The sequence below is a fragment of the Collinsella aerofaciens genome, from assembly GCF_002736145.1.
Taxonomy (GTDB): domain Bacteria; phylum Actinomycetota; class Coriobacteriia; order Coriobacteriales; family Coriobacteriaceae; genus Collinsella; species Collinsella aerofaciens_A.
In genome coordinates, this window is the sequence record NZ_CP024160.1 from 1,539,441 (window position 1) to 1,566,099 (window position 26,659).

16 protein-coding genes, 1 tRNA gene and 2 rRNA genes are annotated in these 26,659 nt (G+C 59.5%); 4 read left to right on the forward strand and 15 right to left on the reverse strand.

The genetic code is table 11. The features are described 5' to 3' along the window. Nucleotides 1–155 precede the first annotated feature (155 nt). The 5 genes from CSV91_RS06800 to CSV91_RS06820 all read right to left on the reverse strand — a co-directional run bounded on the left by CSV91_RS06800 (nt 156) and on the right by CSV91_RS06820 (nt 5,547). Complete coding sequence (locus tag CSV91_RS06800; protein WP_099432299.1) at nt 156–1,355, reverse strand: ABC transporter ATP-binding protein; 1,200 nt, start codon at nt 1,353–1,355, stop codon at nt 156–158. Between the two features lie 68 nt (nt 1,356–1,423). After that, a complete protein-coding gene (locus tag CSV91_RS06805) occupies nt 1,424–2,263 on the reverse strand; it encodes a carbohydrate ABC transporter permease (RefSeq protein WP_099432300.1) in 840 nt (279 codons plus the stop codon). Then, nucleotides 2,263–3,117 (reverse strand): carbohydrate ABC transporter permease, encoded by an 855-nt coding sequence (locus tag CSV91_RS06810; protein WP_099432301.1) that lies wholly within the window; start codon nt 3,115–3,117, stop codon nt 2,263–2,265. Before CSV91_RS06810 ends, CSV91_RS06805 begins: the two co-directional genes overlap by 1 nt. Nucleotides 3,118–3,204: 87 nt before the next feature. Then, nucleotides 3,205–4,521, reverse strand: coding sequence for an ABC transporter substrate-binding protein (locus CSV91_RS06815; protein ID WP_055252173.1), 1,317 nt, complete (start codon nt 4,519–4,521; stop codon nt 3,205–3,207). A 306-nt stretch (nt 4,522–4,827) separates the two neighbouring features. Further along, nucleotides 4,828–5,547 (reverse strand): GntR family transcriptional regulator, encoded by a 720-nt coding sequence (locus CSV91_RS06820; protein ID WP_099432302.1) that lies wholly within the window; start codon nt 5,545–5,547, stop codon nt 4,828–4,830. Nucleotides 5,548–5,771: 224 nt separating this feature from the next. Here CSV91_RS06820 and CSV91_RS06825 point away from each other — a divergent pair, with 224 nt between their 5' ends. From CSV91_RS06825 to CSV91_RS06840, 4 genes are all read left to right on the forward strand, one after another. Continuing rightward, entirely contained in the window at nt 5,772–8,222 is a 2,451-nt protein-coding gene (locus CSV91_RS06825; RefSeq protein WP_099432303.1) for a PTS transporter subunit EIIC, read from the forward strand. A gap of 127 nt (nt 8,223–8,349) precedes the next feature. Beyond that, entirely contained in the window at nt 8,350–9,363 is a 1,014-nt protein-coding gene (locus tag CSV91_RS06830; RefSeq protein ID WP_099432304.1) for a polyprenyl synthetase family protein, read from the forward strand. Between the two features lie 138 nt (nt 9,364–9,501). After that, nucleotides 9,502–10,407: a peptidoglycan-binding domain-containing protein gene (locus CSV91_RS06835; protein WP_172622461.1), complete on the forward strand. Its 906-nt coding sequence runs from the start codon at nt 9,502–9,504 to the stop codon at nt 10,405–10,407. 38 nt (nt 10,408–10,445) lie between these two features. After that, nucleotides 10,446–10,520, forward strand: a tRNA-Gln gene (locus CSV91_RS06840). 492 nt (nt 10,521–11,012) lie between these two features. Here CSV91_RS06840 and CSV91_RS06845 read toward each other — a convergent pair. The 10 genes from CSV91_RS06845 to CSV91_RS06890 all read right to left on the reverse strand — a co-directional run bounded on the left by CSV91_RS06845 (nt 11,013) and on the right by CSV91_RS06890 (nt 26,325). Beyond that, a complete protein-coding gene (locus CSV91_RS06845; protein ID WP_099432305.1) occupies nt 11,013–13,205 on the reverse strand; it encodes a hypothetical protein in 2,193 nt (730 codons plus the stop codon). Between the two features lie 184 nt (nt 13,206–13,389). After that, nucleotides 13,390–15,279 (reverse strand): carbon starvation CstA family protein, encoded by a 1,890-nt coding sequence (locus CSV91_RS06850; protein ID WP_099432306.1) that lies wholly within the window; start codon nt 15,277–15,279, stop codon nt 13,390–13,392. A gap of 811 nt (nt 15,280–16,090) precedes the next feature. Continuing rightward, a complete protein-coding gene (tsaD, locus tag CSV91_RS06855; RefSeq protein ID WP_099432307.1) occupies nt 16,091–18,475 on the reverse strand; it encodes a tRNA (adenosine(37)-N6)-threonylcarbamoyltransferase complex transferase subunit TsaD in 2,385 nt (794 codons plus the stop codon). Then, the gene (gene tsaE, locus CSV91_RS06860; RefSeq protein ID WP_099432308.1) at nt 18,462–18,968 is read right to left on the reverse strand and encodes a tRNA (adenosine(37)-N6)-threonylcarbamoyltransferase complex ATPase subunit type 1 TsaE; all 507 of its coding nucleotides are present in this window, start codon (nt 18,966–18,968) and stop codon (nt 18,462–18,464) included. The genes tsaD and tsaE overlap by 14 nt, the downstream gene beginning before the upstream one ends. 12 nt (nt 18,969–18,980) lie before the next feature. Further along, complete coding sequence (locus CSV91_RS06865) at nt 18,981–19,601, reverse strand: uracil-DNA glycosylase (RefSeq protein WP_089573671.1); 621 nt, start codon at nt 19,599–19,601, stop codon at nt 18,981–18,983. Nucleotides 19,602–19,609: 8 nt separating this feature from the next. Beyond that, complete coding sequence (alr, locus tag CSV91_RS06870) at nt 19,610–20,755, reverse strand: alanine racemase (RefSeq protein ID WP_099432309.1); 1,146 nt, start codon at nt 20,753–20,755, stop codon at nt 19,610–19,612. Nucleotides 20,756–20,757: 2 nt separating this feature from the next. Then, complete coding sequence (locus CSV91_RS06875; RefSeq protein WP_099432310.1) at nt 20,758–22,374, reverse strand: NAD(P)H-hydrate dehydratase; 1,617 nt, start codon at nt 22,372–22,374, stop codon at nt 20,758–20,760. After that, entirely contained in the window at nt 22,375–22,914 is a 540-nt protein-coding gene (acpS, locus tag CSV91_RS06880) for a holo-ACP synthase (RefSeq protein ID WP_099432819.1), read from the reverse strand. 175 nt (nt 22,915–23,089) lie between these two features. Continuing rightward, nucleotides 23,090–23,205: ribosomal RNA gene (gene rrf / locus CSV91_RS06885) — 5S ribosomal RNA — on the reverse strand. Nucleotides 23,206–23,351: 146 nt separating this feature from the next. Beyond that, a 23S ribosomal RNA gene (locus CSV91_RS06890) occupies nt 23,352–26,325 on the reverse strand. Nucleotides 26,326–26,659: the final 334 nt, after the last annotated feature.

Here is a 26,659-nt window from a genome sequence, read left to right on the forward strand (position 1 = left end):
TGTTACAGATCAAGACAAACTGACAGACGGAAAGCCCCAACACAAAGAAAGGCTCCCCTCTCGCCCAGTGGACAGGAGGGGAGCCTTATATGTGACCACGGCAAAAGGATGGCAAAGCCGCAGTCGCCCAAAGGGAGGGCCTGGATGCACCGGGCCTAGATAAGGTTCTTGCCAGACACCTTATCGAAGAGATGAGTCGCGTTCTTCTCGAACTTGAACCAGATGGTGTCGCCCGCCTTGAGCGCGCCCTTGGCCTCAAGGTCGACAACGGGAATGATCAGGACGAACTGGCCATCGGGAGCAGTCACGTGGACATGCTCGGTCGAACCCATGAGCTCGGTCACCTCGACGGTGCCCTGGAGCGCACCCTCCTCGCCCTTGTCGGCAAGCAGGATCTGCTCGGGGCGCACGCCGGCCGTGATCTCCTTCACGTCGCCGCCGTCCCAGTTGAGAGCAAGCTGAGCGCAGGTCTCGGGGGCCAGCGCGACATTCATGTCGTCGGTCTTGACGGTAAAGCCGTTGCCCGAGCGCACCAGCTGGGCATCGAAGAAGTTCATCTGCGGCACGCCGATAAAGCCGGCGACGAAGATGTTCGCGGGATGGTTGAAGACCTCCTGCGGGGTGGCGATCTGCTGGACGACGCCGTCCTTCATGACCACGATGCGGTCGCCGAGGGTCATAGCCTCGGTCTGGTCGTGGGTAACGTAGATGAAGGTGCCCTTGATCTCGTGACGCAGCTTAATGAGCTCGGCGCGCATCTGGTTGCGAAGCTTGGCATCCAGGTTGGACAGGGGCTCGTCCATCAGGAAGACCTTGGGGTCACGCACGATGGCGCGGCCGATGGCGACGCGCTGGCGCTGGCCGCCAGAGAGCGCCTTGGGCTTACGGTCGAGGTACTCGGTAATACCCAGGATCTCAGCAGCGGAGCGAACCTTACGGTCGATCTCGTCCTTGGGGACCTTCTTGAGCTCGAGCGTAAACGCCATGTTCTCGTACACCGTCATATTGGGATACAGAGCATAGCTCTGGAACACCATGGCGATGTCGCGGTCCTTGGGAGCGACGTCGTTGACGCGCTTGCCATCGATGAGCACATCGCCCGAGGTGATGTCCTCCAGGCCGGCGATCATGCGCATCGTCGTGGACTTACCGCAGCCAGAGGGGCCAACGAGGACGATGAACTCCTGGTCGTGAACGGTGAGGTTGAAGTCCTCTACAGCAAGCACACCGTCCTCGGTAACCTTGAGGTTGTGCTTCTTCTCCTCGGTCTTCTTCTTTTTGCCAAAGAAGCCCTTCTTTTTTGACTCGTTGTTGGGATACACCTTCTGAACATGTTTGAGAACGATCTCGGCCATGTCTTTACCTTTCGATACGCGGCGCCGCGCTGAGGGGCGCCGCCAAAACTTGCAAAACAGTTACGGCATCAGCCCTTGACGGCACCTGCCACAACGCCGTCAATGATGTACTTCTGGCAGAAGATGTACATGATGACGATGGGGATGACGACCATCATGATGCATGCCATCATGGGGCCGAGCTCGACGTGGCCATAGCCGCCACGGAAGTACTGGATCAAGATAGGAATGGTCTTGTACTTGGTGGAGTCGAGCGTAAGGTAGGGCAGCAGATAGTCGTTCCAGACCCACATGGTCTCAAGGATGCCGACCGAAAGATAGGTGGGCTTCATAATGGGAAGGACGATCTTAAAGAACACCTGGACCGGGTTGCAGCCGTCGATCATGGCCGCTTCCTCAATCTCGAGCGGGATGTTCTTGACGAAGCCGGCGAACATAAAGACCGCGAGGCCCGCGCCAAAACCAAGGTAGATGAAGCAGATGTTGAACGGCGTGTTGAAGCCGATGCGGTCCGCGAGGTTGGACAGCGTGAACATGAGCATCTGGAACGGTACGACCATCGAGAAGACGAACAGGTAATAGAAGAAGTTCGAGATCTTGCTGTTGACGCGCACCACGTACCAAGCGCACATGGAGCAGCACACCAGAATCAGCACGACCGACGTGACCGTGATGATAAGCGAGTACATAAACGCCGAGGCAAAGCCCTGCTCGTTAAGGGCGTGCATGTAGTTTGCGAGGCCGTTGAACGTCTCGGGCGTGAGCAGATCGAATGCCGTGGTGGTGCTGATTGCAGTTGCCTTTTTAAAGGAATTGAGCGCAATCATGAACACGGGATAGATCCACGCGAGCGACAGAATCGTAAAGAAAATCGAGAGCGCGCGGTTGATAACCTTATCGCGTTTCATTACTGCTGCACCTCCTTGGACCTCGTGGCCTTAAGCTGAATCATGGAGATGGCTACGACCAGGATGCAGAAGATAACCGCCTTGGCCTGACCGATGCCCTGCCATGCGATACCGGCACGCGAATAGAACGTGTTGTAGATGTTCAGGGCGAGCATCTCGGTGGAGTGCGCCGGGGCGCCACCGGTAAGGGCGAGGTTCTGGTCGAACAGCTTAAAGCCGTTGGTGATGGACAGGAACAGGCAGATGGTGATGGTCGGCATCAGGTTGGGGATCTTAACCTTCCAAAACGTCTGCCATGCCGTAGCGCCATCGACCTTGGCGGCCTCGATGTAGTCAGACGGAATGGACTGCAGACCGGCGATGTAGATGATCATCATGTAGCCGACCTGTTGCCACAGGGTCAGGATGATAAGGCCCCAGAAGCCAGCGGCGGAGTTGAGGGCGATAAGCTGGGCACCCACGTTGGAGAGCAGGCAGTTGATCAGAATCTGCCAAATGTAACCCAGTACAATGCCGCCAATCAGGTTAGGCATAAAGAAAATCGTACGGAAGATGTTGGTGCCCTTGAGCGCCTTGCGAGTGAGCGCCTGCGCAATGGCCAGCGCGATCACGTTGATGAGCACCGTCGACAGGAAGGCAAACGCCACGGTAAAGAAGAACGACGTGGAGAACTGCGGGTCGGTCAGTGCGCGCACGTAGTTCTCGATACCGACAAAGTGCGCGTTATTGATGGTAATAAACTGGCAGAACGAGAGATAGAAACCCTGGATAAAGGGAATCACGAACCCGATCATAAACGCCAGGCACGTGGGCAGCATAAAGAGCGGCCACCAGCGCTTGAGTGCTTTGCCCATAGAAGGGTCCTTTCAATATGCAGGGGGCGGGCAAACCTACGTCTGCCCGCCCCCTGTCGCTAATCAGATAGCTTGGGCAGCAACTGCTTACTCGGAAGCAGCCTTCTCGGTCTTCCAGCCATCGACGAAGGCGTTCTTGACGCCGTCCCACTTGGTGTTGTCGGCAGCATAAGCGATGAGAGCCTGCTTGAGGTTCTTCTTCCACTCCTCGGAGGGGATGTAAACGAAGTCCCAAGCGACGGTCTTCTTGCCGTCCTTGGCCATGGCAACGGCCTGCTGTGAGAAGACGTTGGTGGTCTCCTTAGCGCTCTTGAACGGGGCGGTCAGACCCATCTTGTCAGCGATGATGCTGGTGGCGGTGTCAGAAGTGACGCACCAATACATGAAGTCCTCGGTGGCCTTCTGAGCATCCTCGGAAGCCTGGGAGCTCACGCACCAGTAGTTCTCGCCGCCGGAGCACAGGCCCTGGTTCTCCTCGCCGTCAACGCCGATGTAGATCGGCAGCATGCCGAGCTGATCGTCGGTCATACCGGCCTTGGTGAGGTCGGCGTAGGCCCAAGAGCCGTTCTGGTAGAAGACGGCCTTGCCGGTTGCGAACTCGTTGGTGGCGTCGTCACCGGTCTTGGAGGCGAGCTGCGAAGGATCGCAGGTGGAGTCGGTGATGTACAGGTCGAAGATCTGCTTAAAGTTGTCGAGATACTCGCCCTTGATCTCGTCGTCCTCCTGGTTGTGCTCCTTCTCGAATTCGTAGTAGAGCGGGAGGTTGGCGAGGTGGGTGGTGTAGCGCCAGCTGGAGGAGTCATCCATGCCGGCGGAAGTGAAGGCACCGTCAACGCCGAGCTCGTCCTTGCGGGCCTGGATGTCATCGGCGCAAGCCTTCAGCTTGTCGAAGGAGTTGATGTCCTCGGCCTTGTAGCCAGCCTTCTCGAGGAGCTCCTTGTTGTAGATGATGCCGTAGCTCTCCTGAACCCAGTCGATACCCAGATCCTTGCCGTCGGACTGCAGAGCCAGGGAGTCGTCGATGAGCTCGCCGCGGAGCTTGGTGTCGGACAGATCGGCGCAGTAATCCTTCCAGTTCTTAAGACCGGTGGGGCCGTTGACCTGGAACAGCGTCGGAGCGGAGCTCTTGGACATCTCGGACTTGAGCTTCTCCTCGTAGGTGTTGGAGGCGGCGGTCACGATCTTGACCTCGACGCCCTTCTCCTTCTTGTACGCCTTGGCGATCTCCTTCCACTCCTTGTCGACCTCGGGCTTGAACTGGAGGAAGTAGACCTCGGCAGCGTCACCAGAAGCAGAGGAGCCAGAGCCGGCAGAACCACCGCAGCCCACGAGGCCTAGACCAAGAACCGCAGCCGCGGAACCAGCAAAGCCCAGGAACTGCCTTCTGCTCATTTCGTTCTTCATTACAATCCACCCTTTCACACCGTGGCGGCACCCTTTGCCGCCGCCTTCGGAGATTGGCTCGGGGACTTTGCCCCTTTTGCTGATTTGTACAATACGCTATTTGGCTAGTTGTTTGAACAAGTATTACTAGAGCGGTAGAAAAACTTCGGTGAACGGTAATTTCGACTTGATACTTGACAAGTTTTGTATAAACAATTATTTGTTATCGAATGCAGAGAAAACGCCCGGTCAAGCCGATGCATCGTCGGTTTGACCGGGCGTTTTCTCTTTGAGGGCATGAGTCTCGTCAGGCTGCGAGCTAGCCGGCTATCGCTTGGAGTTGACGCGGTAGTGGAAGATCTCAGGATGCGTGCGGGCATGCGTGACCTCGAACAAGATGCCGTCCGAGGTGTACGACTGGCTCTCCATAACGGCGACGCAGTTGTACTTGCCAAGGTCCAAGTAGCTGCAGTCCTCATCGTTGGCAAGCTCGACGCTCACCGTACGGCGGCTCGCCATCACTTTGACGCCACGCTTGTGCTCCAGATAGTCGTAGATAGAGCTTGCCGCAATCTCGGGGGTCAGGCCCTTGGCGATCGACTCCAAAAAGTAGCCATGGTCCACCTGGCGCGCGCTGCCGTTGAGGCTTCGGACACGCACGACGCGAATCAGCTCCTCGCCCACCTTAAAGCCAAGGCGGCGCGACAGTTGCTCAGTGCAAATCAAATGTTCAAAAGACTTGACCTCGGTCGATGCGACGGCATTGTTGCGTTTTGCGAACTCGCCAAACGACTCAACCTCTTCGAGTGCGCCCAACATGTCGGTTTCGCCCTTAAGCCAAATAACGCGCACGCCCTTGCCGTGTATGGGCTGCACAAACATCCCGTCGGCCAGCATACCCAGGGCGCGACGGACAGTATTGCGAGTACATCCGAACTCCGCGGTCAACTCAGCTTCGGTTGGCAGCATCTCCTGAAACGCATAGGTCCCATTAATGATGCGTGAGCGTATTTCTCGGTAGATTCCTTCGTATATCGCTTTTGGCATGACTTCACCTCTAATGAATATGTATGGCTAGGCACGATAGCATTTCTTTGGGTTGTTTAAACCGATTATCGGTAAAGCACGGATTATTTACCGTCGACGGTTCCCCCGAAACCCAAATCGGACCGAATCAAAACCGTCAATGCGGCAAGCAGCCAGTCCTCTACAATGAGTTCATTGTTTAAACGTTCTTGCTCGCACAGCATGTTGCATCCGGAAGGCATATTATGCTGCAAAAAATCCAACGCTTTGGCGGGGCGATGTTCGCGCCCGCCATGCTGTTTTCTATATCAGGCCTCATGGTCGGCATCTCCGCCCTCGCCACGACCGTAGACATCGTCGGTGACCTCGCCGTATACGGAACCCCTTGGTACGTTTTCTGGACCATCATCCAGCGCGGCTCGTGGACGGTCTTTAAACGTCTCCCGCTCCTTTTTGCCGTAGCGCTGCCTATCGGTCTTGCCCAAAAGCAACCGGCACGCTGCTGCCTCGAGGCGCTCGTGGCCTATTTTGCCTATTGCTTCTTTTTGAGCGAGATCATTAAGCTGAGCGGAGACAACCTTGGGCTTAAGTACCCATCATCTTTGACCCCCGCCAGCGGTATCACCGTCATCGACGGCATCAAGACGCTCGACACCGGCATTATCGGCCCGCTGGCGGTATCGGCAACCGTCGTCGCCATCCATGACCGCTTCTACGATGCCAAGGTTCCCGATTGGCTCGGCACCTTCTCGGGTTCCTCGCTGGTCTACCTCATCAGCTTTTTTGCCGTGTTTGCCCTTGCCGCCATCTCGGCCGCCATCGTGCCCTTCGCATACGCTGTGACCGAAACGCTGCGCCACGCACTTGCGGGCGTCGGCCCCTTCGGCGTGGGCATCTTTGTGTTTTTGGAGCGAGCACTCGAGCCCATGGGGCTGCACCACCTTCTCTATATGCCCATCTATTACGACAATCTGGTCATTCACGACGGTATTTACGCCACGTGGACCAACCTGCTCCCCATTCTCTCCCATAGCACGCGCCCTTTAAATGAACTTGCGCCCTGGGCAGGTTTTACCGCCACCGGCTGGGGCAAGCTCTTTGGCCTTCCCGCCATCGCGGCAGCATTCTATTTCACCGCCAAACCCGAACGCCGCGCCGGCCTTAAGGTCATCCTTTTGCCCGCCATCGTCGCCTCGGTGGTCTGCGGTGTCACCGAGCCGCTCGAGTTTCTCTTTATGTTCACCTATCCTGGACTCTTTTTGCTCTACGCCGTCCTATCCTCCTGCCTTGCCATGACCATGAACTTCTTTGGCATCGTCGGCATCTTCTCGGGCGGTCTCATGGAAATGACGGCCTTCAACTTCATCCCACTCATGCGAATGCATGCCGGCTCCTACCTTTTGGCGCTCGGTATCGGTCTTGCCTTTAGCCTCATCTTTTTTGTTAGTTTTCGAGCACTCATCTTGGTCTATGACCTTAAGACGCCGGGCCGCGAGGATCATGTCTCCAATCGCGCGGCAATCGACCGTTTAACGGGAAGCGGCTTTGCCAAAGAGCAATCTCCCAATGGCGAGGTCAGTATTCAATCCGATCAAGATCACGTCCTCGCTGAGCGGGTAATTCAGCTTTTAGGTGGCGTTGGCAATATCGTGGGCGCAACCAACTGCGCCACGCGCCTGCGCGTCGAGGTCGCAGACCCTTCCATCGTTGCAGATAATGCGTCGTTTGTCGCGGTGGGCGCCAAGGGCCTCATCATTACGGGCAAGACCGCCCAGGTGATTATCGGCATCTCCGTTCCCCGCGTTAAAGAGCATTTTGACCAGATCATGGGCCTCGAGCCGGGATTTGTGCCCACCACCTCGGCCTCCCCTGCCGCCAGCGCAGCCCATAAGCGCGGCGATATCTGCTTCTTCGACATCGACGGCACGCTCGCCTGGCAAGACCCTCGAGTGGCACAAGAGCTTCCCGAGGATGAGCGAGACCTCTCCCCCTATCCCAATGAAGCGGTCTCGCAAGCCATCCGTGATTTTGTTGCCAAGGGCAATATGGCGTTTATCTGCACAGGGCGCACGCTGAGCTGCATCCATCCAAAGCTGCTCGAGCTGCCCTGGACCGGCATCGTCTGCCTCGCGGGTGGCTATGTCGAACTTGAGGGACGCGTGATTCGCGATTTGGCGATGACGCCCGGCATGCTGCAGCGCCTTGCTCCCATTCTTGAGCAATCGGACGAAGTGATTCGTTTTGAGGGACTCAATGGCGTCGTTCGCATGAGTGCCGATGCGCCCGACGCCCCCGGATACGCCCGCACCGTGGGCGATGCAATTACGCAGCTGCAACATTACAGCGCCTACAAGATCTTAATGTCCACGTCGCTTGCCAACCGCATCGCTCAGGATCAAGCGTTTGAGCCGCTGCTCTGCTTTAACGAGCTCGAACTCGAGGTAACCGAAATCTCGCCCCGCGAATGCACGAAGCGCGGGGGCATCCAGTCTGTACTCGACGCCCTCGATCCCCACCACGGAACCGTATACGGCATCGGCGACGCCAGCAATGACGTCTCGCTGATGAACGCCGTCGACGTTGGCATCGCTATGGGCAACGCACCGGACTTCCTTAAGGAAAAGGCCGACTATGTCACCGACAGCATCGACCACGACGGCGTCGTCACCGCGCTCGAACACTTTGGGCTTATCTAGCCAAGCCCCTACCGCACTTGCGGCCGCATGGACCAATCGTCTTCAACCGCCGCGCTCGACGCCCTAATGTGGCAATATGTTGTCTGCATAATGCAACGATGCAACCTATCAAAGAATGCGAGAACCCGTGTCCAGTCCGTTTACCAGCTTTTTAGCCCAGCACTTTGACCAGATTAACGACTATCTGGCCACGTTCTTTGACGGACAGGCGACTTCCGCCGATATCGAGCGCTACCTGTATACCCCGCTCTCGGCATTTACGGCCAACGCCGGTAAACGCCACCGCCCGCTCATCTGCATGCTCGCCGCCACCGCGGTGGGCGGCAGCTTTGAGAGCGCCCGCAGCGCAGCGGCGGCCATCGAGCACTTTCAGTCGGGCGCACTCATCCACGACGACATCGCCGACAACGGGCAGATTCGTCGCGGCAAGCCCTGCATGCACCTTACCGAGGGCACCGGTCTTGCCATCAACTGCGGTGACCTGGCGCTCACCATGGTCACCAAGACGGTTCTCGACGACCCCACACTCAACGCAGACGTGAAGCTTCGCGTGCTCCACGAGCTTACCGAGATGATAGTCCGTACCATCGAGGGCCAGGCGCTCGACCTGGGCTGGGTCCGCGACGGGCGCTTTGACATTTCGGTCGACGATTATCTGGACATGGCGACGCACAAGACCGCGTACTACAGCGGAGCGACGCCGCTTGCCGCCGGAGCCATCATTGGCGGAGGCAGCGAGGAGCAAATTGAGGCACTGCGCGCCTTTGGCCTGCACACGGGCCTTGCCTTCCAAATTCAAGACGACCTGCTCAACTTGATCGGCACCAAGGAGGCCGCCAACAAGGACTTCCGCACCGACATCACCGAGGGTAAGCGCACGCTCGTTGCCGTGCACGCCCTGTCTGATGAGCGCTATCACGACGAGATTGAAGCGATCCTTTCCTCGGGCACCGAGGACCCCGCGCAGCTCGCACGCGCCGTGGAGATCTTCCAGGAGACCGGCTCTATCGATTACGCCCACACTTATGCGCTCGACCTGACCGCCAAGGCCAAAGCGGCCATCGAGGACGTTTCGCTCGACCCGCATGCACGTGAACTGTTCCTCTCCATGGCAGATTTCTTTGTGGAGCGCCTTAACTAGCGGGGGTTATAAAACCTGTCAGCAGCGTATTTGGGTACAACTTGCTACACTGTTGAGTGCATGTTTATGCATCCCTTTGCGTTGTCTATCCGACACACGCTCAAATAGTACGAATGGTACGCCGAAAGGGGTTCGTTCATGGAACCTATTACAACGGGCATGCAGGGAGCAGCCGTCGAGGACGTCCAGTCCCGCCTTCTGCAGCTCGGCTATACAATCGATGACACCGAGGTTGCCGACAAGCGCTTTGGCACCACCACCGAGCAGGCCGTCAGCACCTTCAGGCTCGACAGCGGCCTTGCTGCCGGTCATGCCGTCGATATCCCCTGTTGGAGCGCCCTGGTCGACGCCTCGTATAAGCTGGGCGACCGCACTCTGTATCTGCGCATGCCCAATTTCCATGGCGCCGATGTGCAGGCCCTGCAGCGCGCTCTCAACGTTTTGGGCTTTGCCTGCGGCGAGGACGACGGCTACTTTGGTCCGCATACCGAGGCCGCCCTGCAGCAGTTCCAGGAAAATGTCGGCCTGTTTGCCGACGGCATGGCCTTCCAGGACACCTACGCCTACATCAACCGCCTGCACCATGTGTGGGAGGGCAAGCCCTCGGTCACCGAGGCCGAGTCCCGCATCGGTTTTGCTCGCGCCGCCAACGTGCTCGAGCGCTTCCAGATTGCCGTTATCGGCGAGGACCCCATCGCGCGCAGTGTTGCGTCGCGCATGTGGAATATCGCCACGGCAACGACCGACAACAGCGGCATGATGCTCTGCGACTCCGAGGTCCCAACCAACGTTGACCTGGTGCTCGAGATCGCAAGCGACGAGCTGCCCGCCGACGCCGCGCCACGCGCCACGATTGCCCTCGCCGAGTGCCACAACCTGGCCCAGCGCATCCGCACCGCCAATGTCGCCGCGCAGCAGAAGCCGGCTCGCATTCGCATTGAGCTCACGGGCATGACGCGCTACAACGGCACCTTCACGGCCAGCGACGCGCAGACGCTCGCCGTACGCCTACTCGACGGCGTTTGCGATGCCCTCGCAGATTAGGTAAACTAGACGAGTTGCTTTTGAGCAACACCACACATTGGGACGTAGTTCAACGGTAGAACTCCGGTTTTTGGTGCCGGCTGTTGGGGGTTCGAATCCCTCCGTCCCAGCCATTAAAACTGAGCGCCCTAAGCCCATAACGGCCCAGGGCGCTTTCTTGTGGGCAAGCGGAGGAATTCGAACCCGCAAGGGTGCGGAGCTGAGGAAATGCGAAGCGTTTTCCAGCGCAGCACGCAAGGAGCGAAGCGACGCAGCGGGGCGCGGCCGCCGACCAGGCGGACGCGGAATCCCTCCGCCCCGTATCAGCCGAGAGTGCCTCGCATCAAGAAATATCAGCCCCGATCCAAAAAGCGAGCCGTAATCTATAAAATGGCGTGTGGCCCCGACGGGCCGAGCATTAAGTTTGTCGCGAGTTCCGCACGCAAAGAAGGCCACGTGACATCGATGTTTTGGACGTGGCAGCGAGAGGGGTCCCGGTATGGCAAGGTGACGTGAAACAAGGCGGCGCTGACCTTCTGGTCGCGCCGCCGAAGTTGAACGTCAGATTGCCGTGCCAGGGCCCCTCGCAGCGTCAAGGAGTCCGCCGTTCGGTAGAACGGCGGAATTTAGTTGTTCAGCATGCGGTCGAAGCTTCCCGAGTCGCCATCCCGATAGTCGGCGGTCATCAGAATCTCCTGCGGAATGCGCCCGCCCTCGCGCAGCACATTGCGGAACTGCACGCGCGTGACCATGGGCAGATCCTTGATCGTCGCCGCCAAGTTCTGCGGCACGCCCTGGTTGGCAGCCGCGGGCTCGCACTCTCCGCCGGCCTTCACGCGACGCTTGTGCTCGGCGAGCATGGCGCGGTACATGCCGGCATGCAGGCGGATCTCAACCACATTGGCATTGCGAGCCTGCTCGACGATGCGCGCGCCCTCGCGGTCGATATCGCCCACGTAGTAGACGTAGTTAAAGCGATAGCCGATCTCGGCCAGATAATCGTCCAGGGCATGCGAGACGCTCGCCTTGCATCCGCCGCCAAAAATCACGCCGCCCACCTTGATGCCAAAGAGCTTGGCGTGCTTGCGGCCACGCAGCAGCTTGACGATCTCGTCGTAGGTATCCAGGTTCTCAACCATAATGAACGGCTTGTCGGCGCCCAGCGTAAAGAAACCCGTAAAGTGCACGGGGCGGTTGGGGGCGACCTTAATCGCCTGCATGCTGATGCCCTTTTCGGTCATACGCCGAATTAGGCGCTCGCCGTGCTTGCCGTCAAAGGCCTTCTCATCGTTAAAAATCTGGTAGGCGCGCTGGCGACGCGAAGCAACCGGCGTATCGGCACCTCGGTTCTGCTCGATCCAAGCCTGGATGATTGCAATCTCCTCGGCAATCTTGCGGTTGGACATCTCGTTGTGCTGGGTGCGCTGCGGCGCCTTTTTGCCGTCCTTGCCCTCGACCTTAACAATTTGAGTCTGCTGCTCCTTGATCTTAGAGAGCGCCGTAGGCGTAGGGACAACTTTGAGCAGCTGCCTGCCCAAAACGCGGGCAAGGGCAAACGCCGATACCTCGCCGTGGACGGCCGACTCGGGCTGCTGGGTAGCAGTATCTGCTACGGCAGACTCCGGCTTCTTCTGAGACTTGCGCTTAGAATCGCCTTGGGAATTGCGCTCGCGCTTCGGCATAGACGCCTGCTTCTGCGGGCGATCGGACTTGCTCTCCTTCGTCGGCTGACGCTTAGGCTGCCCCGAAGAAACCTCGGCCTTCGCATCCTCGTCCTGCGGCGTGGTCTTCTCGGCTGCAGTCTCGGCATGGGAACTGCGGCCCCCGCGATGGCGACGGCGGCGAGGCTTGCTCGACGCGCCCTGCTCCGTCTGCTCATCAGTAGGCTGCTCGCCCTTGGCCTCGGCATCAACCTCAAGCTGCGGCTCAACAGGCTTCTGTTCGCGAGCCGCCGGCTCAACGGTTTTCTCGGTTTGTTCGGCCTTCTTGTCCTGAGTGGTCGAAGCCGGCTCGCCCTTCTCCTGACGCCTTACGGGATACGCGCGTCCCACAAAACCGCGGCCGGGACGACACGAACCCGGAGCCCTCTTGGCAGACTCCTCAACATCGTCTGCAACCTCGGAAGGCTCTTCAGCCTCATGCGCGACATCCTGCTGCGCAGCCTTAAAGTGAGCACCGCGACGACGCTTGGGCTCTTGGGCCTCCACGGGCTTTTGCTCCTTCGCGGGCTTCTGCGACTCGGCAGCAACCTCGTTCTCAACAGCCTCGGCATCCGTCTCACCCTTTTGAGCAACGGCGCGACGGAAGCGCTCCTGCTGGGCGCGGCGCTGCGCATCGCGCTTGCCACCCCCGCCAAAACCGCCGCGTCCTGCCTTGGCCGTAAAGGCGCGCACGACGTTCTCATCGAGCAACTCATCGGTATCGACATGCTCACGCGGAGCAACTTCTTCCACAGCAGGCACGTCAGCGGAATCCTCGACGACAAAATCTTCGACGGACTCGGCAGGCTGCTCCTGGGCATCGCGGATCTCGACATTGATGGTATAGAACGCCGGGCGTCCGTTAATGCCGCTACCCTCGATCTTGGTCACGATATTTGCCGCGATAAGCTCATCGCGCATCGCCTTGGTGTCGCATTCCTTATCGACGGAGCGGAAAATCTGCGCCAGCGCACTCGACTTAATCTTGAGCGCCTTGCGGCAAAGCAGGTCGTAGGCAACCAGCTTGGCACGCTCAGCAGAAAGCGACGTCTGGCTGCTCAGGCGCTCAGCCAAAGCATCGACATTGTTTTGATTATCGGAATATACCGTCTTGGCCACGGGGCCCCTTTCATATGTACACATATACGTCTATATGGTACAACGCGCGCCCTTATCCACGCAAAACATCTGCGAGAACACTCGAGCGTCACCCGCTTTCGCATGAAAAAAAGACCGGGTCCGCTTGATTGCGGACCCGGTCTTTCCGAGTCAAATAGATGGGAGATTCAACCCGTCCGACCGACTAGGCCTTGGCGGCCTCGGCGTCGGCAGGAGCTTCAGCGGCAGCGGCGCGACCGTACTCGGCCTTGCCCATCTCGGACCACTCGGGCTCCTCGTCAGGCATGGAGCCGGCCTCCTTGCCGAAGAACTCCTTGAGGCAGTTGACGGCGACGATGAGGCCCAGGACCATCAGCAGGACGGCGAAAACGAGCTGCAGGCCCTTGGTGGCGGCGACGGAGACGGCGGCCGTGGTAGCGGTAGCCGGGATGGTGCCGAAGAAGCCGTAGGCCTGGACGGCGGTCATGCAGCCCATGGCGCTCTGGACCAGCGAGGTGAAGGTGCAGCAGAGCAGGAAGGCGACGGGCACGTAGAGCATCCAGCCCTTGCGGCCGGTGCACTTGCAGAACACGGCGAGGGTGATCATGGTCATACCGCCGAGCAGCTGGTTGGAAGCACCAAAGAGCGGCCAGATGTTGGCATAGCCACCAAAGGCAAGGGCGAGACCAGGAAGCAGGGTGACGACCGTGGCGAACCAGGGGTTGCCGAGAACCTTCATGTAGCCGGCCTTGGACTCGATGGCCAGGGCGTCGTTGGTCTGGGCAAAGAACTCGGAGAACGAGGTGCGGGCGATGCGGGCGACGGCATCGAGCGAGGTCAGGGCCAGAGCGGAAACGTTCATGGTCATAAAGACGGTAGCGAGCGTGACGTCAACACCGAAGGCCTGCATACCGCGGGAGATGCCAGCGGCGAAGATCTGGAATGGGGTGGAAGCGACGCCGGCGTTGAGGGCACCGGTGCCGGCGGTGTTCATGTCGGAGAACATGATGCCGGCGACGATGATGGCAAGGATGCCGACGAAGGACTCGACGATCATGGCGCCATAACCGACCTTGACGGCGTCCTGCTCCTTCTCGACCTGCTTAGAAGAGGTGCCGGAAGAAACGAGGCTGTGGAAACCGGAGAGAGCACCGCAAGCGACGGAAACGAACAGGACCGGGAACATCATGCCGGAGGCAGTGGAGAAGCCGGTGAAGACCGGAGCGGTGATGGTGGCCTGACCGTTGACACCCAGGACGACGATGCCGAGGACAGCGCAAACGATCATGACGATCATCATGATGGAAGTGAGGTAGTCACGCGGGGTCTTGAGCATCTGGATGGGCATAGCGCCAGCGAAGACCAGGTAGACCATGACGACGGCGAACCACTGGAACTTATCCAGGTAGACCGGGAACTGCATACCGACGGCGAACATGAGAACCATGAGGACCACGCCGGTGACGAACTCGGCGGCACCGGTGAGGTTGAACTTCTTCTGGGCCCAACCAAAGGCGATAGCGACGAAGGTGAACAGGATGGAGATGGTGCCAGCGCAGCCAGCGGCATAGGACTTGGTGAAGTCGATGGCACCGGTAGCGGCGCCAGAAGCGTCAACGGCCGGAGTGAACATGAACGTCTTGCAGACCATGTCGGTGAAGGCGGCGATGACGATGATGCAGAACAGCCAGCAGAACAGCAGGAACAGGCGACGGCCGGTCTTGCCGATGTACTTCTCGATGAGCTGAGCGAGCGACTTGCCGTTGTTCTTCATCGAAGCGTACAGAGCACCAAAGTCGTGGACGGCGCCAAAGAAGATGCCGCCGACGAGGACCCAGAGCACGACGGGCAGCCAGCCAAAGGCCATGGCGACGATCGTACCCGTGACAGGGCCAGCACCGCAGATCGAGCTGAACTGGTGCGAGAACGCGGTAAAGGCGGAGACGGGCGAGAAGCTCTTGCCGTCCTTCATGCGCTTGGCCGGCGTGAGGGCTTCTTTGTCAACGCCCCACTTGTTGGCCAGCCAGCGGCCGTAGCCCAGATAGCCGCAGGCGAGCACCGCCGCGGCCACAACCATGAGCAAGACTCCGTTCATTACATTTCCTCCTCTAAAAAGAACTTCCTAGACATAAAAAATGAGGGCCGTCGGTTGCGCTCGACGGCCCTCATCTTCATCAGCCGCCCGTTATCGTACGGGCTAGCTGTATGTGCTAACCCGCATCAGATAATTACTACGCTGATAATGTTTAGCTGATGCGTGAACATGTCTAAGAAATCCTCTTCAATCATGATGCGAACGATCCGTGCGGTTCACATCCCCCAGTGGATGAAAAGCAGTATGAAACTTTAGTTACCTAAAGTCAACGCAAATTTGTAATGAATTTTCAACTTTTTTGAAATTCTCGGTATAAAACGCCACTGACCTCGAACTTTACCCAACAAAAGTTTTTGCACGAGAGATGCCCCTCGGGAGCGGGCGGGCGTATACAAGGTTTCCTGCTCTACAGTCCTGCTCGCACGGAGAGCACATTAAGTGCTCTCCGGCTCGTGCGGAACTCGCGATAAACCTTGTATACGCCCGCCCGCTCCCGAGGGGCTCCCATCCCAAATGCGGAGCAAAGCTCCGCATGCCATCTTTTCTTTCAGCTAAAGCACGCCGGAAATTCGACGCTGGCTTGTTAACCTTGCTGGACGTTGTCGACGTCGATCCAGCTCAGAAGCTATATCGATACAGAAAGGTCCCCGGCGCTGCCCGGGCGCCAGCGGCCGCATATGAACTTTATCGCGAGTTCCGCACGAACAGGAGGCCACTTAATGTGGCCTCCGTCGTGAGCAGGACTGTAGAGCAGGAAAGTTCATATGCGGCCGCTGGCGCCCGGGCAGCGTCGGGGACCGCACCCGTACGACTACAGCGCCATGTTTGGATCGGCGTCGACGTCGAACGACGAGATTTCACCTCGGTCGAATTTGCGGCGGGCGACCTCCGCGATCATGGCTGCGTTATCGGTACAGGCAGACAAGGGCGGCACCGTTACGCGGATTCCCTGACGCCCAAGCTTCTTGATCATCATCTCGCGCAGATGCGGGTTGGCCGAGACGCCGCCACCGATGCAGTATTCCTTGCATCCGGTAGCGTGCAGTGCGTTTTTGGCCTTCTTGTACTGCACGTCAAAGACAGCTGCCTCAAACGAAGCCGCCAGATCGGGCAGGTGAATCGTGCGCCCGGCCTTGGTCTCCTGCTCGATGTAGAGCGTCACCGCCGTCTTGAGGCCCGAAAGCGAGAAGCGATAGTCCCCCCTGCTGTTAAGCGCGCGGGGAAAATCGATCGCCTTGGGGTTGCCCGTCTCGGCCAGCTTGGAGATGATGGGGCCACCGGGATAGCCCAGACCCAACGCCTTGGCCACCTTGTCGAAGGCCTCGCCCACAGCATCGTCGAGTGTCTCACCAAGTACCTCGTAGTCGCCCCATGCCTTGACGTGAACAAGCATGGTATGACCGCCCGAGACGAGCGTGAAGATAAACGGCGGCTTGAGGTCGGGCTGCGCCAGCAGGTTGGCAAACAGGTGCCCCTCCAGATGGTTGACGCATACGAGCGGCTTACCGGCAGCGTAGGCAAAGCCTTTGGCAAAGGCAACGCCCACCACGAGCGCGCCCACCAGGCCCGGACCCTGCGTCACGCCCACGGCGGCAAGCTCGCTGGGAGCAATGGCTCCACCCTCAAGACCAAGCGATGCTGCGGCATCCTCGAGCGCCGCATCCACGACACTCACAATCACCTCAACGTGTTTGCGCGAGGCAATCTCGGGCACCACGCCGCCAAAGCGGGCATGAAAATCAATCTGTGTCGACACCTGGTTGGCCAGCATATTGCCATCCGCATCGATAATCGCCACGGCCGTCTCGTCGCAGGAACTCTCGATAGCGAGCACTAGGCGGCGGCGCTCAATTTCGGCACGCTCCCCCTCGGAGCGCCCAGGCGCAGGCAGCGGCCATACGCGCTGCTCTGCCGCCGTCGGCTCGGGCGAAGCATTGTCGACCGGAAGCACCAGGGGCAGCGGAGCCGTCATGACGATGGCATCCTTGCCGGCACCATAGTAGCCGCGGCGCCGTCCCGCCTCGGTAAAGCCCAGAGCGTTATAAAGCGCGATCGCTCCCTCGTTGCCATCCTCGACCTCGAGCGAAGCCGTGGTGCAGCCGAGCATCTGGGCATCATAGCTCACATGCGACAGCAGCTTGCGGGCAATGCCCTCACGGCGATGTGCCGGGTCGACGGCGACATCCAGAATCTGCACATCACCGTCCACGACCATACCGCCGGCAAGGCCCAGCAGCTTGCCGTCGTCGTGTGCCACCCACCAACTACGCGGCGCAGCGACGTCCTCGCCCAGCTCGGACAGGAACATGCCCGGCGTCCACGCCTTGTGTCCGGCACCTTCAAAGCAGGCAGCCTCCAGCGCGCTTGCGCCCTCGGCATCCGCCGCGCCCATGGGACGGAACTGCAGATGACGACCGGCGAGCTCATCGGCAACGCCCGTAATTTCGCTCTGCGCACTCTCGGCAAGACCAAGACGCTTGCGCTCGTTTTCCTCGGCATCCGAAAGGCGCGTGTAAATCGGCAGGACGCGAGCCGGATCGCCGTCACCCGCAGCGTGCGCAAGCAGCAAGCCCTCGCCCGAAGGCCACCACAGGTCGCGCTCCACGCAGCGGGCGGTCTCGTCCTCACCCAGCAGCTTGCCATAGCGCACGAGACCGTCACCGGTCAGCTGAACCTGGTCCCAGTCCGCTGCTTGGCGCCACTCATCGAGCGCCACGGCGGCCTTGACCACGTGCTCGCGCTCAAATTGACGCTCGGGACCATCATCGACCAGCATATACAGCGCCGGATATACCTCACCGCGCATAGCATCGGCCAAGATACCAAGCTTGCCGCGCACGCCAGCCTTCCACGCCGTCCAAGCGCAAGCATCGAGCGTCGACACGCCCAGCAGCGGAACATTGGCACCACGCGCGAGGCCCTTGGCAGTGGAGATGCCGATGCGCACACCCGTAAACGACCCCGGGCCGCGGCCGACCACGTAGCAACCAACATCGCTGCGATCCAGACCGGCTTGGGCCAACACGCCATCAACGGTATTCACGAGCTCAACGTTGGCGTGACGGCGACACATGTGGTCGCCACTCACGAGCTTCGTCTCGCCCGTCTGCCCATCAATCCAGCTTGCCGCGCAGGCAAGCATGTCGGTCGAGGTATCGAGCGCCACCACCAGCGCGTTGTCGTTATGCAAACTCATCTTGTACAGCCTTATCAATCAAATGGAAAAGCTCCATTGCGCGGTCACCGTGCGCCTCGAGCGTTATCGTTCGCACATCGCTGTCGCCCTCATCACGCTTGAGCGTCACCGAAAGATACTCATCCGTCAGCTCGCCCTGGAATTGTTCGCCCCATTCCAGCAGGCAAGCACCCTCATAGCCCAGCACATCGAAAATGCCCGTATCCTCGAGCTCATAGGCATGCTCCAGGCGGTATAGATCAAAGTGAAACAGCGGAATACGACCTTGATCGTGAACGGCCATGAGCGCGAACGTAGGGCTCGTAACCATATGCCCATCGCCCAGCCCGCGCGAGACGCCCTTGGTAAAGTGAGTTTTGCCCACTCCCAGGCCACCAGTCAGGATGAGCACATCGCCGTCCTCAAGGCACGGTGCAATTAGCTCGCCAAAGTACTCCGTATCGGCAGCGCAAGTCGTTTTGTAAGTACCTACCCCCAGGCGCTCCAGGGACATATATGCTCCTTATTATTCCGAGGCGTCCTCTGGTGCGGGATGTCGCTCCAGATAGTCGCCCAGCATCTTAAAGTCTTCCTCCAGCAGCTCCTGCCACGCCGGATTGCGTAGCGCTGCTGCCGGATGGAACGTGGGCATTACCACAAAATGCCCCATCTGGTGGAACCTGCCGCGCAGCTTAGTAATGCCGATCTCGGTCTTAAGCACAAAGTGCGTCGCGGGATTGCCGAGCGTCACGATGATATCGGGCCAGATGCTTCGAATCTGCTCACGCAAAAACGGCGAGCAAGCCAGCACTTCCTCGGGACGCGGATTGCGGTTTCCCGGCGGGCGGCACTTAAGCACGTTGGCAATGTAGACGTCTTCGCGTTTGAGCCCCGCCAGCGACAAAATGCCGTTGAGGTCCTCGCCTGCCGCCCCCACAAAGGGCTCGCCCTGCAAATCCTCATTGCGGCCCGGCGCCTCGCCAATAAACATCACGCGAGCGTGGGGGTTTCCCACGCCAAATACGATGTTATGGCGCGACTGGTAAAGCTGGCAAAGGTGACAATCGCCCAGAACGGCCTCGATCTCCTCGAGTGCGACCTCACGCGGCGCCTGATGGCTATGGCCGGGGATGTGCATGACGCCCATAGCGACTCCTACACGTAGACCTTGTCGAGACGCATACCAAAGCCGCAAGCGACCTCGTAGTTAATCGTGCCGCGTAGGCGCGCCATCTCGTCCATGGTAATCTCGGCATCTCCATCGCGGCCAACAATGATCATCTCGTCACCATACTCGGCCTCGGGAATCTCATGCGCCGGGTTGGACTGAATGGCGACCATAAACTGGTCCATGCAGATATTGCCCACCTGACGCACACGCTCGCCGCGATACAGCACGTCCATACGATTGGAAAGCGTACGCGAAAGGCCATCGGCATAACCGATCGGAAGGGTGCAGATCTGAACGCGCGTGCGCGGTACGCGGTAGGTAAAGCCGTAGCCCACGCCCTCGCCCATCGCAGGATGCGCCACGCGCGTCACACGCGCGTGGACGCTCATGACGGGATCAAGCTGCATCACGCGGCCACTCAGCTCGCACGGCTGCATGCCATACAAGCCAACGCCGGCGCGGATCATATCAAAATGCATCGAGGGGTCGAGCATCGAGGACGGCGTGTTGGCGCAGTGCACGATACCGCACTCAAAACCCGCATCCTTAATGGCCTGAACGGCCTCGGTAAAGCGCTGACACTGCAGCTTGTAGTCCCAGCCCGAAGGTTCATCGGCCGTGGCGAAGTGCGTAAATACGCCGTCGCACTGAATACCGCGATGGAAACTGATGCCGCGTACAAAGTCGAGCACCTGCGTGTAGTGAACGCCGATACGATTCATGCCCGTCTCGATGGCGAGATGATACTTGCCCACTTTGCCCGCCGCGACGGCACATTCGCCATACGCAAGAGCAAAGTCAGACGTATAGACCGAGGGCATGATATCAAACTCGAGCAACGTCGGAATGGCCTCGATAGGCGGCTCGCTTAGGATGAGGATGGGTTTCGTAATCCCGCCCTGTCGGAGCTCAACGCCCTCGTTAACCGTCGCCACGGCAAACATGTCGGCACCGGCCGAATACATGATCTTGGCGCACTCAACAGCTCCATGACCATAAGCATCGGCCTTGACCACGCAGCACAGGCGCTGACGTGGATTCAGCAAGTTCTTATAGGCCCTCGTGTTGCGACGGAGCGCCCCGCGGTCGATCTCGACCCAGGACCAGCGCGTCAAATCGGCTTTATTCATGATTAGTCATCCGACCCTTCGTCCATGATTCCCAGATCTTCGAGCGCATCCTTTGCCGCCAGTTCCATGGCAGGACCGATCAAGTCGATAAGATCGGTCGCGATGACGCTCTTCTCACCATACTCCGTCGCCGCGGCAAAACCAGCATAGCTGTGAAGTGCAACGGCGTACGAATACAGTAACTCCCAACGATCCATCTCGTCGCGCATGGTGGCAAGCGTGCCGGCCAAAATACCCGCGAGAACATCACCCGAACCGGCAGTTGCCAGAGAAGCCGGACCCGAGAGTGGCAGCAGCACGCGCTCAACGCCACAGATAGCCGTCGTCGGCCCCTTGGCTATGACCACCAGATTGTCGGAGCCTGCAGCCCAGACAACCTTCTGCGCAGCTGCAATCGCGGTACCAAGGTCGTTCACCTCGTCACCGGCAACCAGACGCGAAAGCTCACGATAGTGCGGCGTCATAACCAACGGCTGCTCGCGACGATACATCTCGGGGTTACTATCAATACCGTCAATGGCAATCTTAGCAAGGCAGTTGAGTGCATCGGCGTCCAAAATTAGCGGTACATCAAGCTCGAGCAAGCCCGAAACCACCTGCATAGCGCCAGCAGACGTCGTCATACCGGGACCGCACAGCACGCAGCTGTACTTCTTTGCGATCTCGCACACCGTCATGCGCGCAGCGGCGCCAAAGGAGCCGCGGGAATCAGACGGAATAGCAAAGACGGGAATCGAAGGGAGTGCCATGCGAATGAGATTAGCGCAGGCGTCAGGAGCCGCGACTGCCACGTAACCAGCACCCGCGCGAGCTGCAGACTCGGCCGCCATAATGGCAGCACCAGGATATTGCGCAGATCCGGCGACAATAAGCACGGAGCCACGGGAATACTTATCGATATTCGATGGTAGCGGAGCAAAGTAATCAACTAAGTCACCGGGCTCGACAATCTCGGCGGCGTGGTCGACATCATCGATGACTTCGTCAAGACGGTCGTAAAGATTGCCGCAGATCAAATCGCCAGCATACTCAGGGCCATCAGCGCTATACAGACCAATCTTGGGCGCAATCATCGTCACCGTGCGCTCGGCACGAATGCAGTCGTCATCAACAACGCCCGTCTCGGCATTCAGGCCCGAGGGGACATCAATGGATACGACACAATCGGCGCATTCATTGACCGTAGGAATCCAAATGGAGAACGGCGCACGCAGATTCCCGTGGAAACCGGTACCAAAAATGGCATCGACAACAACATCGGCCTTATCGATCAAAACCTCGAGTTCGTCACGCGAAGGACCGACGCAAACGTGCACATCGCGACCGGCAGTTCGACGAGCAACATGACGTGCCAGAGCAGCAGGAATCTCATCCGGCTCAACCGGAGAAACGATATCCACGTCCACACCCTTGTGGCTCAGGATATCGGCGGCAACCCAACCGTCGCCGCCATTATTACCAAAACCGACCAGAACGAGAACCCGATCGGGATTGAGCTTCAAGACCTCGTTGGCGGCAAACTCACCCGCTAGCTCCATAAGCTCGGCCTTCGAAGTCCCTTCGCGTTCGATGATATCCTCGAGACGAACGACTTCTTCGGTACTCAAAACCGGTTTCATCTATGCTCCTAGCGTATCTTGCGAAGCATCGCCCAGGTGCTCCGTCAATGCTGAATTCTGCAGCTGTTCAAGCTCATCTAAAACAGAGCGAGCCTCTTTAAATGTCTGCGCAACGCGATTCTTGTTGCTCACTTTTTCTTCCTTAGGCTTAGGTCGAGCATCCTCGGTGATTGCAATGGCATTAGCGACAGCCAAGTCACCCGTAAGGGTAATAGAAAGAGCGACCTCGACAACACCCAAATCCTGGGCGATTTCGAGAGCACGACCAGAAAGCAGAGCCTTCGGTTTGCCGAGTTTATCACGCGTTACCGAAACATCCTTGCGACCCACGCCTTGACTAAAACCCGTGCCGAGAGCTTTAAGCACCGCCTCGCGCGAAGCAAAGCGGCTCGCATAGTGAGCAGCGGGACGCGATGATGCATCGCAATACGCACGCTCTTCTTCGGTAAACACACGCCGAGCAAACGACGGCGTCTTTTCAAGAATTGATTTCATGCGGGAAATCTCGACGATATCAACGCCGATACCAGCTTCAGCCATGTTCACCTCCATATCGCACAGACTAAGTTATTGTAGCCCGTTCACAGAAGAAGCGACAAACGAGGGTTATAAAACACAGCTACTATGTGAGACAAATTGCCCGAGATACAAAAAAGGGGGAGGCCGCGAGGCCTCCCCCTTCTTCATTCTCGATGACGGCTCGGTGCCGTCCACCGGTCAGCGGCGCCCTGGCCTCCCACGGGCTGACCCCGCAGTACTCTCGGCGCGATGGGGCTTAGCTTCCGGGTTCGGAACGGGACCGGGCGTGCCCCCCATGCTCTGGCCGCTGACCGGTGGGCGGCGCCCACCGTTACGGTGTCCGGTGTCTACTCACGTGCCCTGGGGGCCGCATGGCGCATAGGAAAGTATGACTCGGGGGCATCCTCGTGCCCGGACCGCGCGCATGAGCGCTCAGTCCCGCGGGCCGCGAGGTGCGGTTCCGGAAGAGCTCGGGCGATTAGTGCGGCTCGGCTGAGGCTGTCGCCAGCCTTGCACCTGCCGTCTATCGACCAGGTAGTCTACCTGGGCCCTTACCGGAAGGAGAACTAATCCCTGGAACGGCTTCCCGCTTAGATGCCTTCAGCGGTTATCCGCGCCGCACGCGGCTACCCGGCCGTGCCGTTGGTCGACAACCGGTTCACCGGAGGTGCGTCCACCCCGGTCCTCTCGTACTGGGGGCAGCCTCCATCGATTCTCCTGCGCCCACGGAGGATAGGGACCGAACTGTCTCACGACGTTCTGAACCCAGCTCGCGTACCGCTTTAAACGGCGAACAGCCGTACCCTTGGGACCTGCTCCAGCCCCAGGATGCGATGAGCCGACATCGAGGTGCCAAACCTTGCCGTCGATGTGGACTCTTGGGCAAGATCAGCCTGTTATCCCCGGAGTACCTTTTATCCGTTGAGCGACGGCCCACCCACTCGGGGCCGCCGGATCACTAGAGCCTGCTTTCGCACCTGCTCGGCTTGTGGGCCTCGCAGTCAAGCCCGCTTGTACTCTTGCATTCAAAAGGACGGTTGCCGACCGTCCCGAGCGGACCTTCGCGCGCCTCCGTTACCCTTTAGGAGGCGACCGCCCCAGTCAAACTGCCCGCCTGGCACGGTCCCCGAGCCGGTTGACGGCCTCGGGTTAGGACGCCGGTCGCGCGAGGGCAGTATTCCAAGGGCGGCTCCCCGGGGGCTGGCGCCTCCGGATCTGTGCCTCCTGCCTATCCTCTACACGCGGGACCAGCGGCCAATGCCAAGCTGCAGTGAAGGTTCACGGGGTCTTTCCGTCCTTCCGCGGGTAAGTCGCATCTTCACGACCAGTGCAATTTCACCGGGTCCATGGTCGAGACAGCGCCCAAGTCGTTGCGCCTTTCGTGCAGGTCGGAACTTACCCGACAAGGAATTTCGCTACCTTAGGACCGTTATAGTTACGGCCGCCGTTTACCGGGGCTTGGCTTCGGGGCTTCGCCTTGCGGCTAACCCCTCCGCGTGACCTTCCGGCACCGGGCAGGCGTCAGACCCTATACGTCGCCTTGCGGCTTCTGCAGAGTCCTGTGTTTTTGGTAAACAGTCGCTTGGGCCTCTCCACTGCGGCCCGCCTCCGCTCCCCGGGCAAGCCGGTTCACGTACGCGCGGGCACCCCTTCTCCCGAAGTTACGGGGCCATTGTGCCGAGTTCCTTGACCATGGTTGACCCGATCGCCTCGGTATGTTCTACCCACCCACCTGTGTCGGTTTGCGGTACGGGCGCGCACGCGCCTGCCTAGGGGTTTTTCTAGGGACCTCGGGCTCACTCGCTTCGCTCAATCGCTTCGTCCGGAGCCTCGCCCTCGTGCGGACCGGATTTCCCTGGTCCGCGGGCCGCGCTCCATCACGGGGACGTCCAGAACCCCGCCGAGCCACCCCCATCCGTCGCCCCGTCGGTCGTAGCGCCGCGTGCGCGGTGCAGGAATGTCTGCCTGCTGCGCGTCGGCTACGCCTACCGGCCTCGCCTTAGCCCCCGACTGACCCTGGGAGGATTAGCCTTGCCCAGGAAACCTCGGGTTCACGGCGGACGAGTTACTCTCTCGTCTCTCGCTACTCATGCCAGCATTCTCACTCCCATGCGCTCCACCGTCGGTCGCCCTCCGGCTTCTCCGCCCATGGGAAGCTCCCCTACCGATTCTACTTAGGTAAAATCCCGCCGCTTCGGTGTCCAGCTTAGCCCCGTGTATTGTCGGCGCATGTCCACTCGACCAGTGAGCTGTTACGCACTCTTTGAATGCATGGCTGCTTCTAAGCCAACATCCTGGTTGTCTGGGCGGACGCACATCCTTTGCCACTCGGCTGGAACTTGGGGACCTTAGCGGGCGGTCCGGGCTGTTTCCCTCTCGAGCACACAGCTTAGCCCACATGCTCTGACTGCCGCGCTCTGGGCCGCCGGCATTCGGAGTTCGGTTGGATTCGGTAGGCGGCGAAGCCCCCTCGTCCATCCGGTGCTCTACCTCCGGCGGTGAACGCGCGACGCTAGCCCTAAAGCTATTTCGGGGAGAACGAGATATCTCCGGGTTTGATTGGCCTTTCACCCCTATCCGCAGGTCATCGCCGCCGTTTTCAACCGACGTGCGTTCGGCCCTCCACGGGGTCTTACCCCCGCTTCAGCCTGCCCACGGATAGCTCACCCGGCTTCGCGTCCGCGGCGCGGGACTCAAGTCGCCCTGTTAAGGCTCGCTTTCGCTCCGGCTCCCTTTCGGTTAACCTCGCCCCGCGCCAGCGACTCGCTGGCTCATTCTACAAAAGGCACGCCGTCACACCACAAGGGTGCTCCGACTGCTCGTGGGCGCACGGTTTCAGGTACTGTTTCACTCCCCTCCCGGGGTGCTTTTCACCTTTCCCTCACGGTACTGGTGCGCTATCGGTCACAGGGTAGTACTCAGGCTTGGATGGTGGTCCACCCAGGTTCGGACCGGGTTTCACGTGCCCGGCCCTACTCAGGGACCGCGTCGCGCCGTCCGGTCTGGGTTCGCGTACGGGGCTGTCACCCGCTGCGGCCGGCCCTCCCATGCCGTTCCGCTCCCCAGCCGGACCTGCGCCCGGGGGCGGCAGCCCCCGGATGCGCGGCCCTGCAACCCCGTCGGCGGAACCCCTGCCGGGTATGCCCGCTCGACGGTTTGGCCATCGGTCCCCTTTCGCTCGCCGCTACTCGGGGAGTCTCGAGATTGATTTCCTCTCCTCCGGGTACTTAGATGTTTCAGTTCCCCGGGTTGTCCTCCCCCCGCCTATGTGTTCAGCGGGGGGATATGCACACTGCTGTGCATGGGTTCGCCCATTCGGAGACCCCCGGGTCGAAGGATGTGTGCTCCTCGCCGGGGATTATCGCAGCTTGCCGCGTCCTTCATCGGCTCCCTGTGCCAAGGCATCCGCCGTGCGCCCGTGGTATCTTGCGGGACCGCATCGGGCCCGCGGGATATCCACGTGTCGCTAATTAAGTCAATTAATCGATATCATGAATAGCGCTCGTATGTCGCAATTCGGGTATCTCATACCGCGGCACAGTCTTGACTGTGCTCGCGATCAGATGCTCCTCACTCATAATTAAGTGAATTCTTCTTGTTTGGATCGGATGAATGATTGCTATCATTCTGTCTTTAAATCGCAGAAAAGAATCGAGTCTGGAAGATTCGGATCTTCCATCTCTCTCCTATCGCTATGCGGCTCTCAAGGTACGCGGGTGCGACCCCGGGGACCGGGTGCTGCGGGGAATCATCCGTGGCGGGACAT

Excerpts from the sequence above, each read along its gene's own strand:
- CSV91_RS06805 (WP_099432300.1), bottom strand. The coding sequence starts at position 2,263 with ATGAAACGCGATAAGGTTATCAACCGCGCGCTCTCGATTTTCTTTACG.
- CSV91_RS06800 (WP_099432299.1), bottom strand. The coding sequence starts at position 1,355 with ATGGCCGAGATCGTTCTCAAACATGTTCAGAAGGTGTATCCCAACAAC.
- tsaD (WP_099432307.1), bottom strand. The coding sequence starts at position 18,475 with ATGAGTTTGCATAACGACAACGCGCTGGTGGTGGCGCTCGATACCTCG.
- CSV91_RS06820 (WP_099432302.1), bottom strand. The coding sequence starts at position 5,547 with ATGCCAAAAGCGATATACGAAGGAATCTACCGAGAAATACGCTCACGC.
- tsaE (WP_099432308.1), bottom strand. The coding sequence starts at position 18,968 with ATGTCCCTGGAGCGCCTGGGGGTAGGTACTTACAAAACGACTTGCGCT.
- CSV91_RS06810 (WP_099432301.1), bottom strand. The coding sequence starts at position 3,117 with ATGGGCAAAGCACTCAAGCGCTGGTGGCCGCTCTTTATGCTGCCCACG.
- acpS (WP_099432819.1), bottom strand. The coding sequence starts at position 22,914 with ATGGCTGAAGCTGGTATCGGCGTTGATATCGTCGAGATTTCCCGCATG.
- CSV91_RS06825 (WP_099432303.1), top strand. The coding sequence starts at position 5,772 with ATGCTGCAAAAAATCCAACGCTTTGGCGGGGCGATGTTCGCGCCCGCC.
- CSV91_RS06850 (WP_099432306.1), bottom strand. The coding sequence starts at position 15,279 with ATGAACGGAGTCTTGCTCATGGTTGTGGCCGCGGCGGTGCTCGCCTGC.
- alr (WP_099432309.1), bottom strand. The coding sequence starts at position 20,755 with ATGAATAAAGCCGATTTGACGCGCTGGTCCTGGGTCGAGATCGACCGC.
- CSV91_RS06815 (WP_055252173.1), bottom strand. The coding sequence starts at position 4,521 with ATGAAGAACGAAATGAGCAGAAGGCAGTTCCTGGGCTTTGCTGGTTCC.
- CSV91_RS06835 (WP_172622461.1), top strand. The coding sequence starts at position 9,502 with ATGGAACCTATTACAACGGGCATGCAGGGAGCAGCCGTCGAGGACGTC.
- CSV91_RS06865 (WP_089573671.1), bottom strand. The coding sequence starts at position 19,601 with ATGGGCGTCATGCACATCCCCGGCCATAGCCATCAGGCGCCGCGTGAG.
- CSV91_RS06875 (WP_099432310.1), bottom strand. The coding sequence starts at position 22,374 with ATGAAACCGGTTTTGAGTACCGAAGAAGTCGTTCGTCTCGAGGATATC.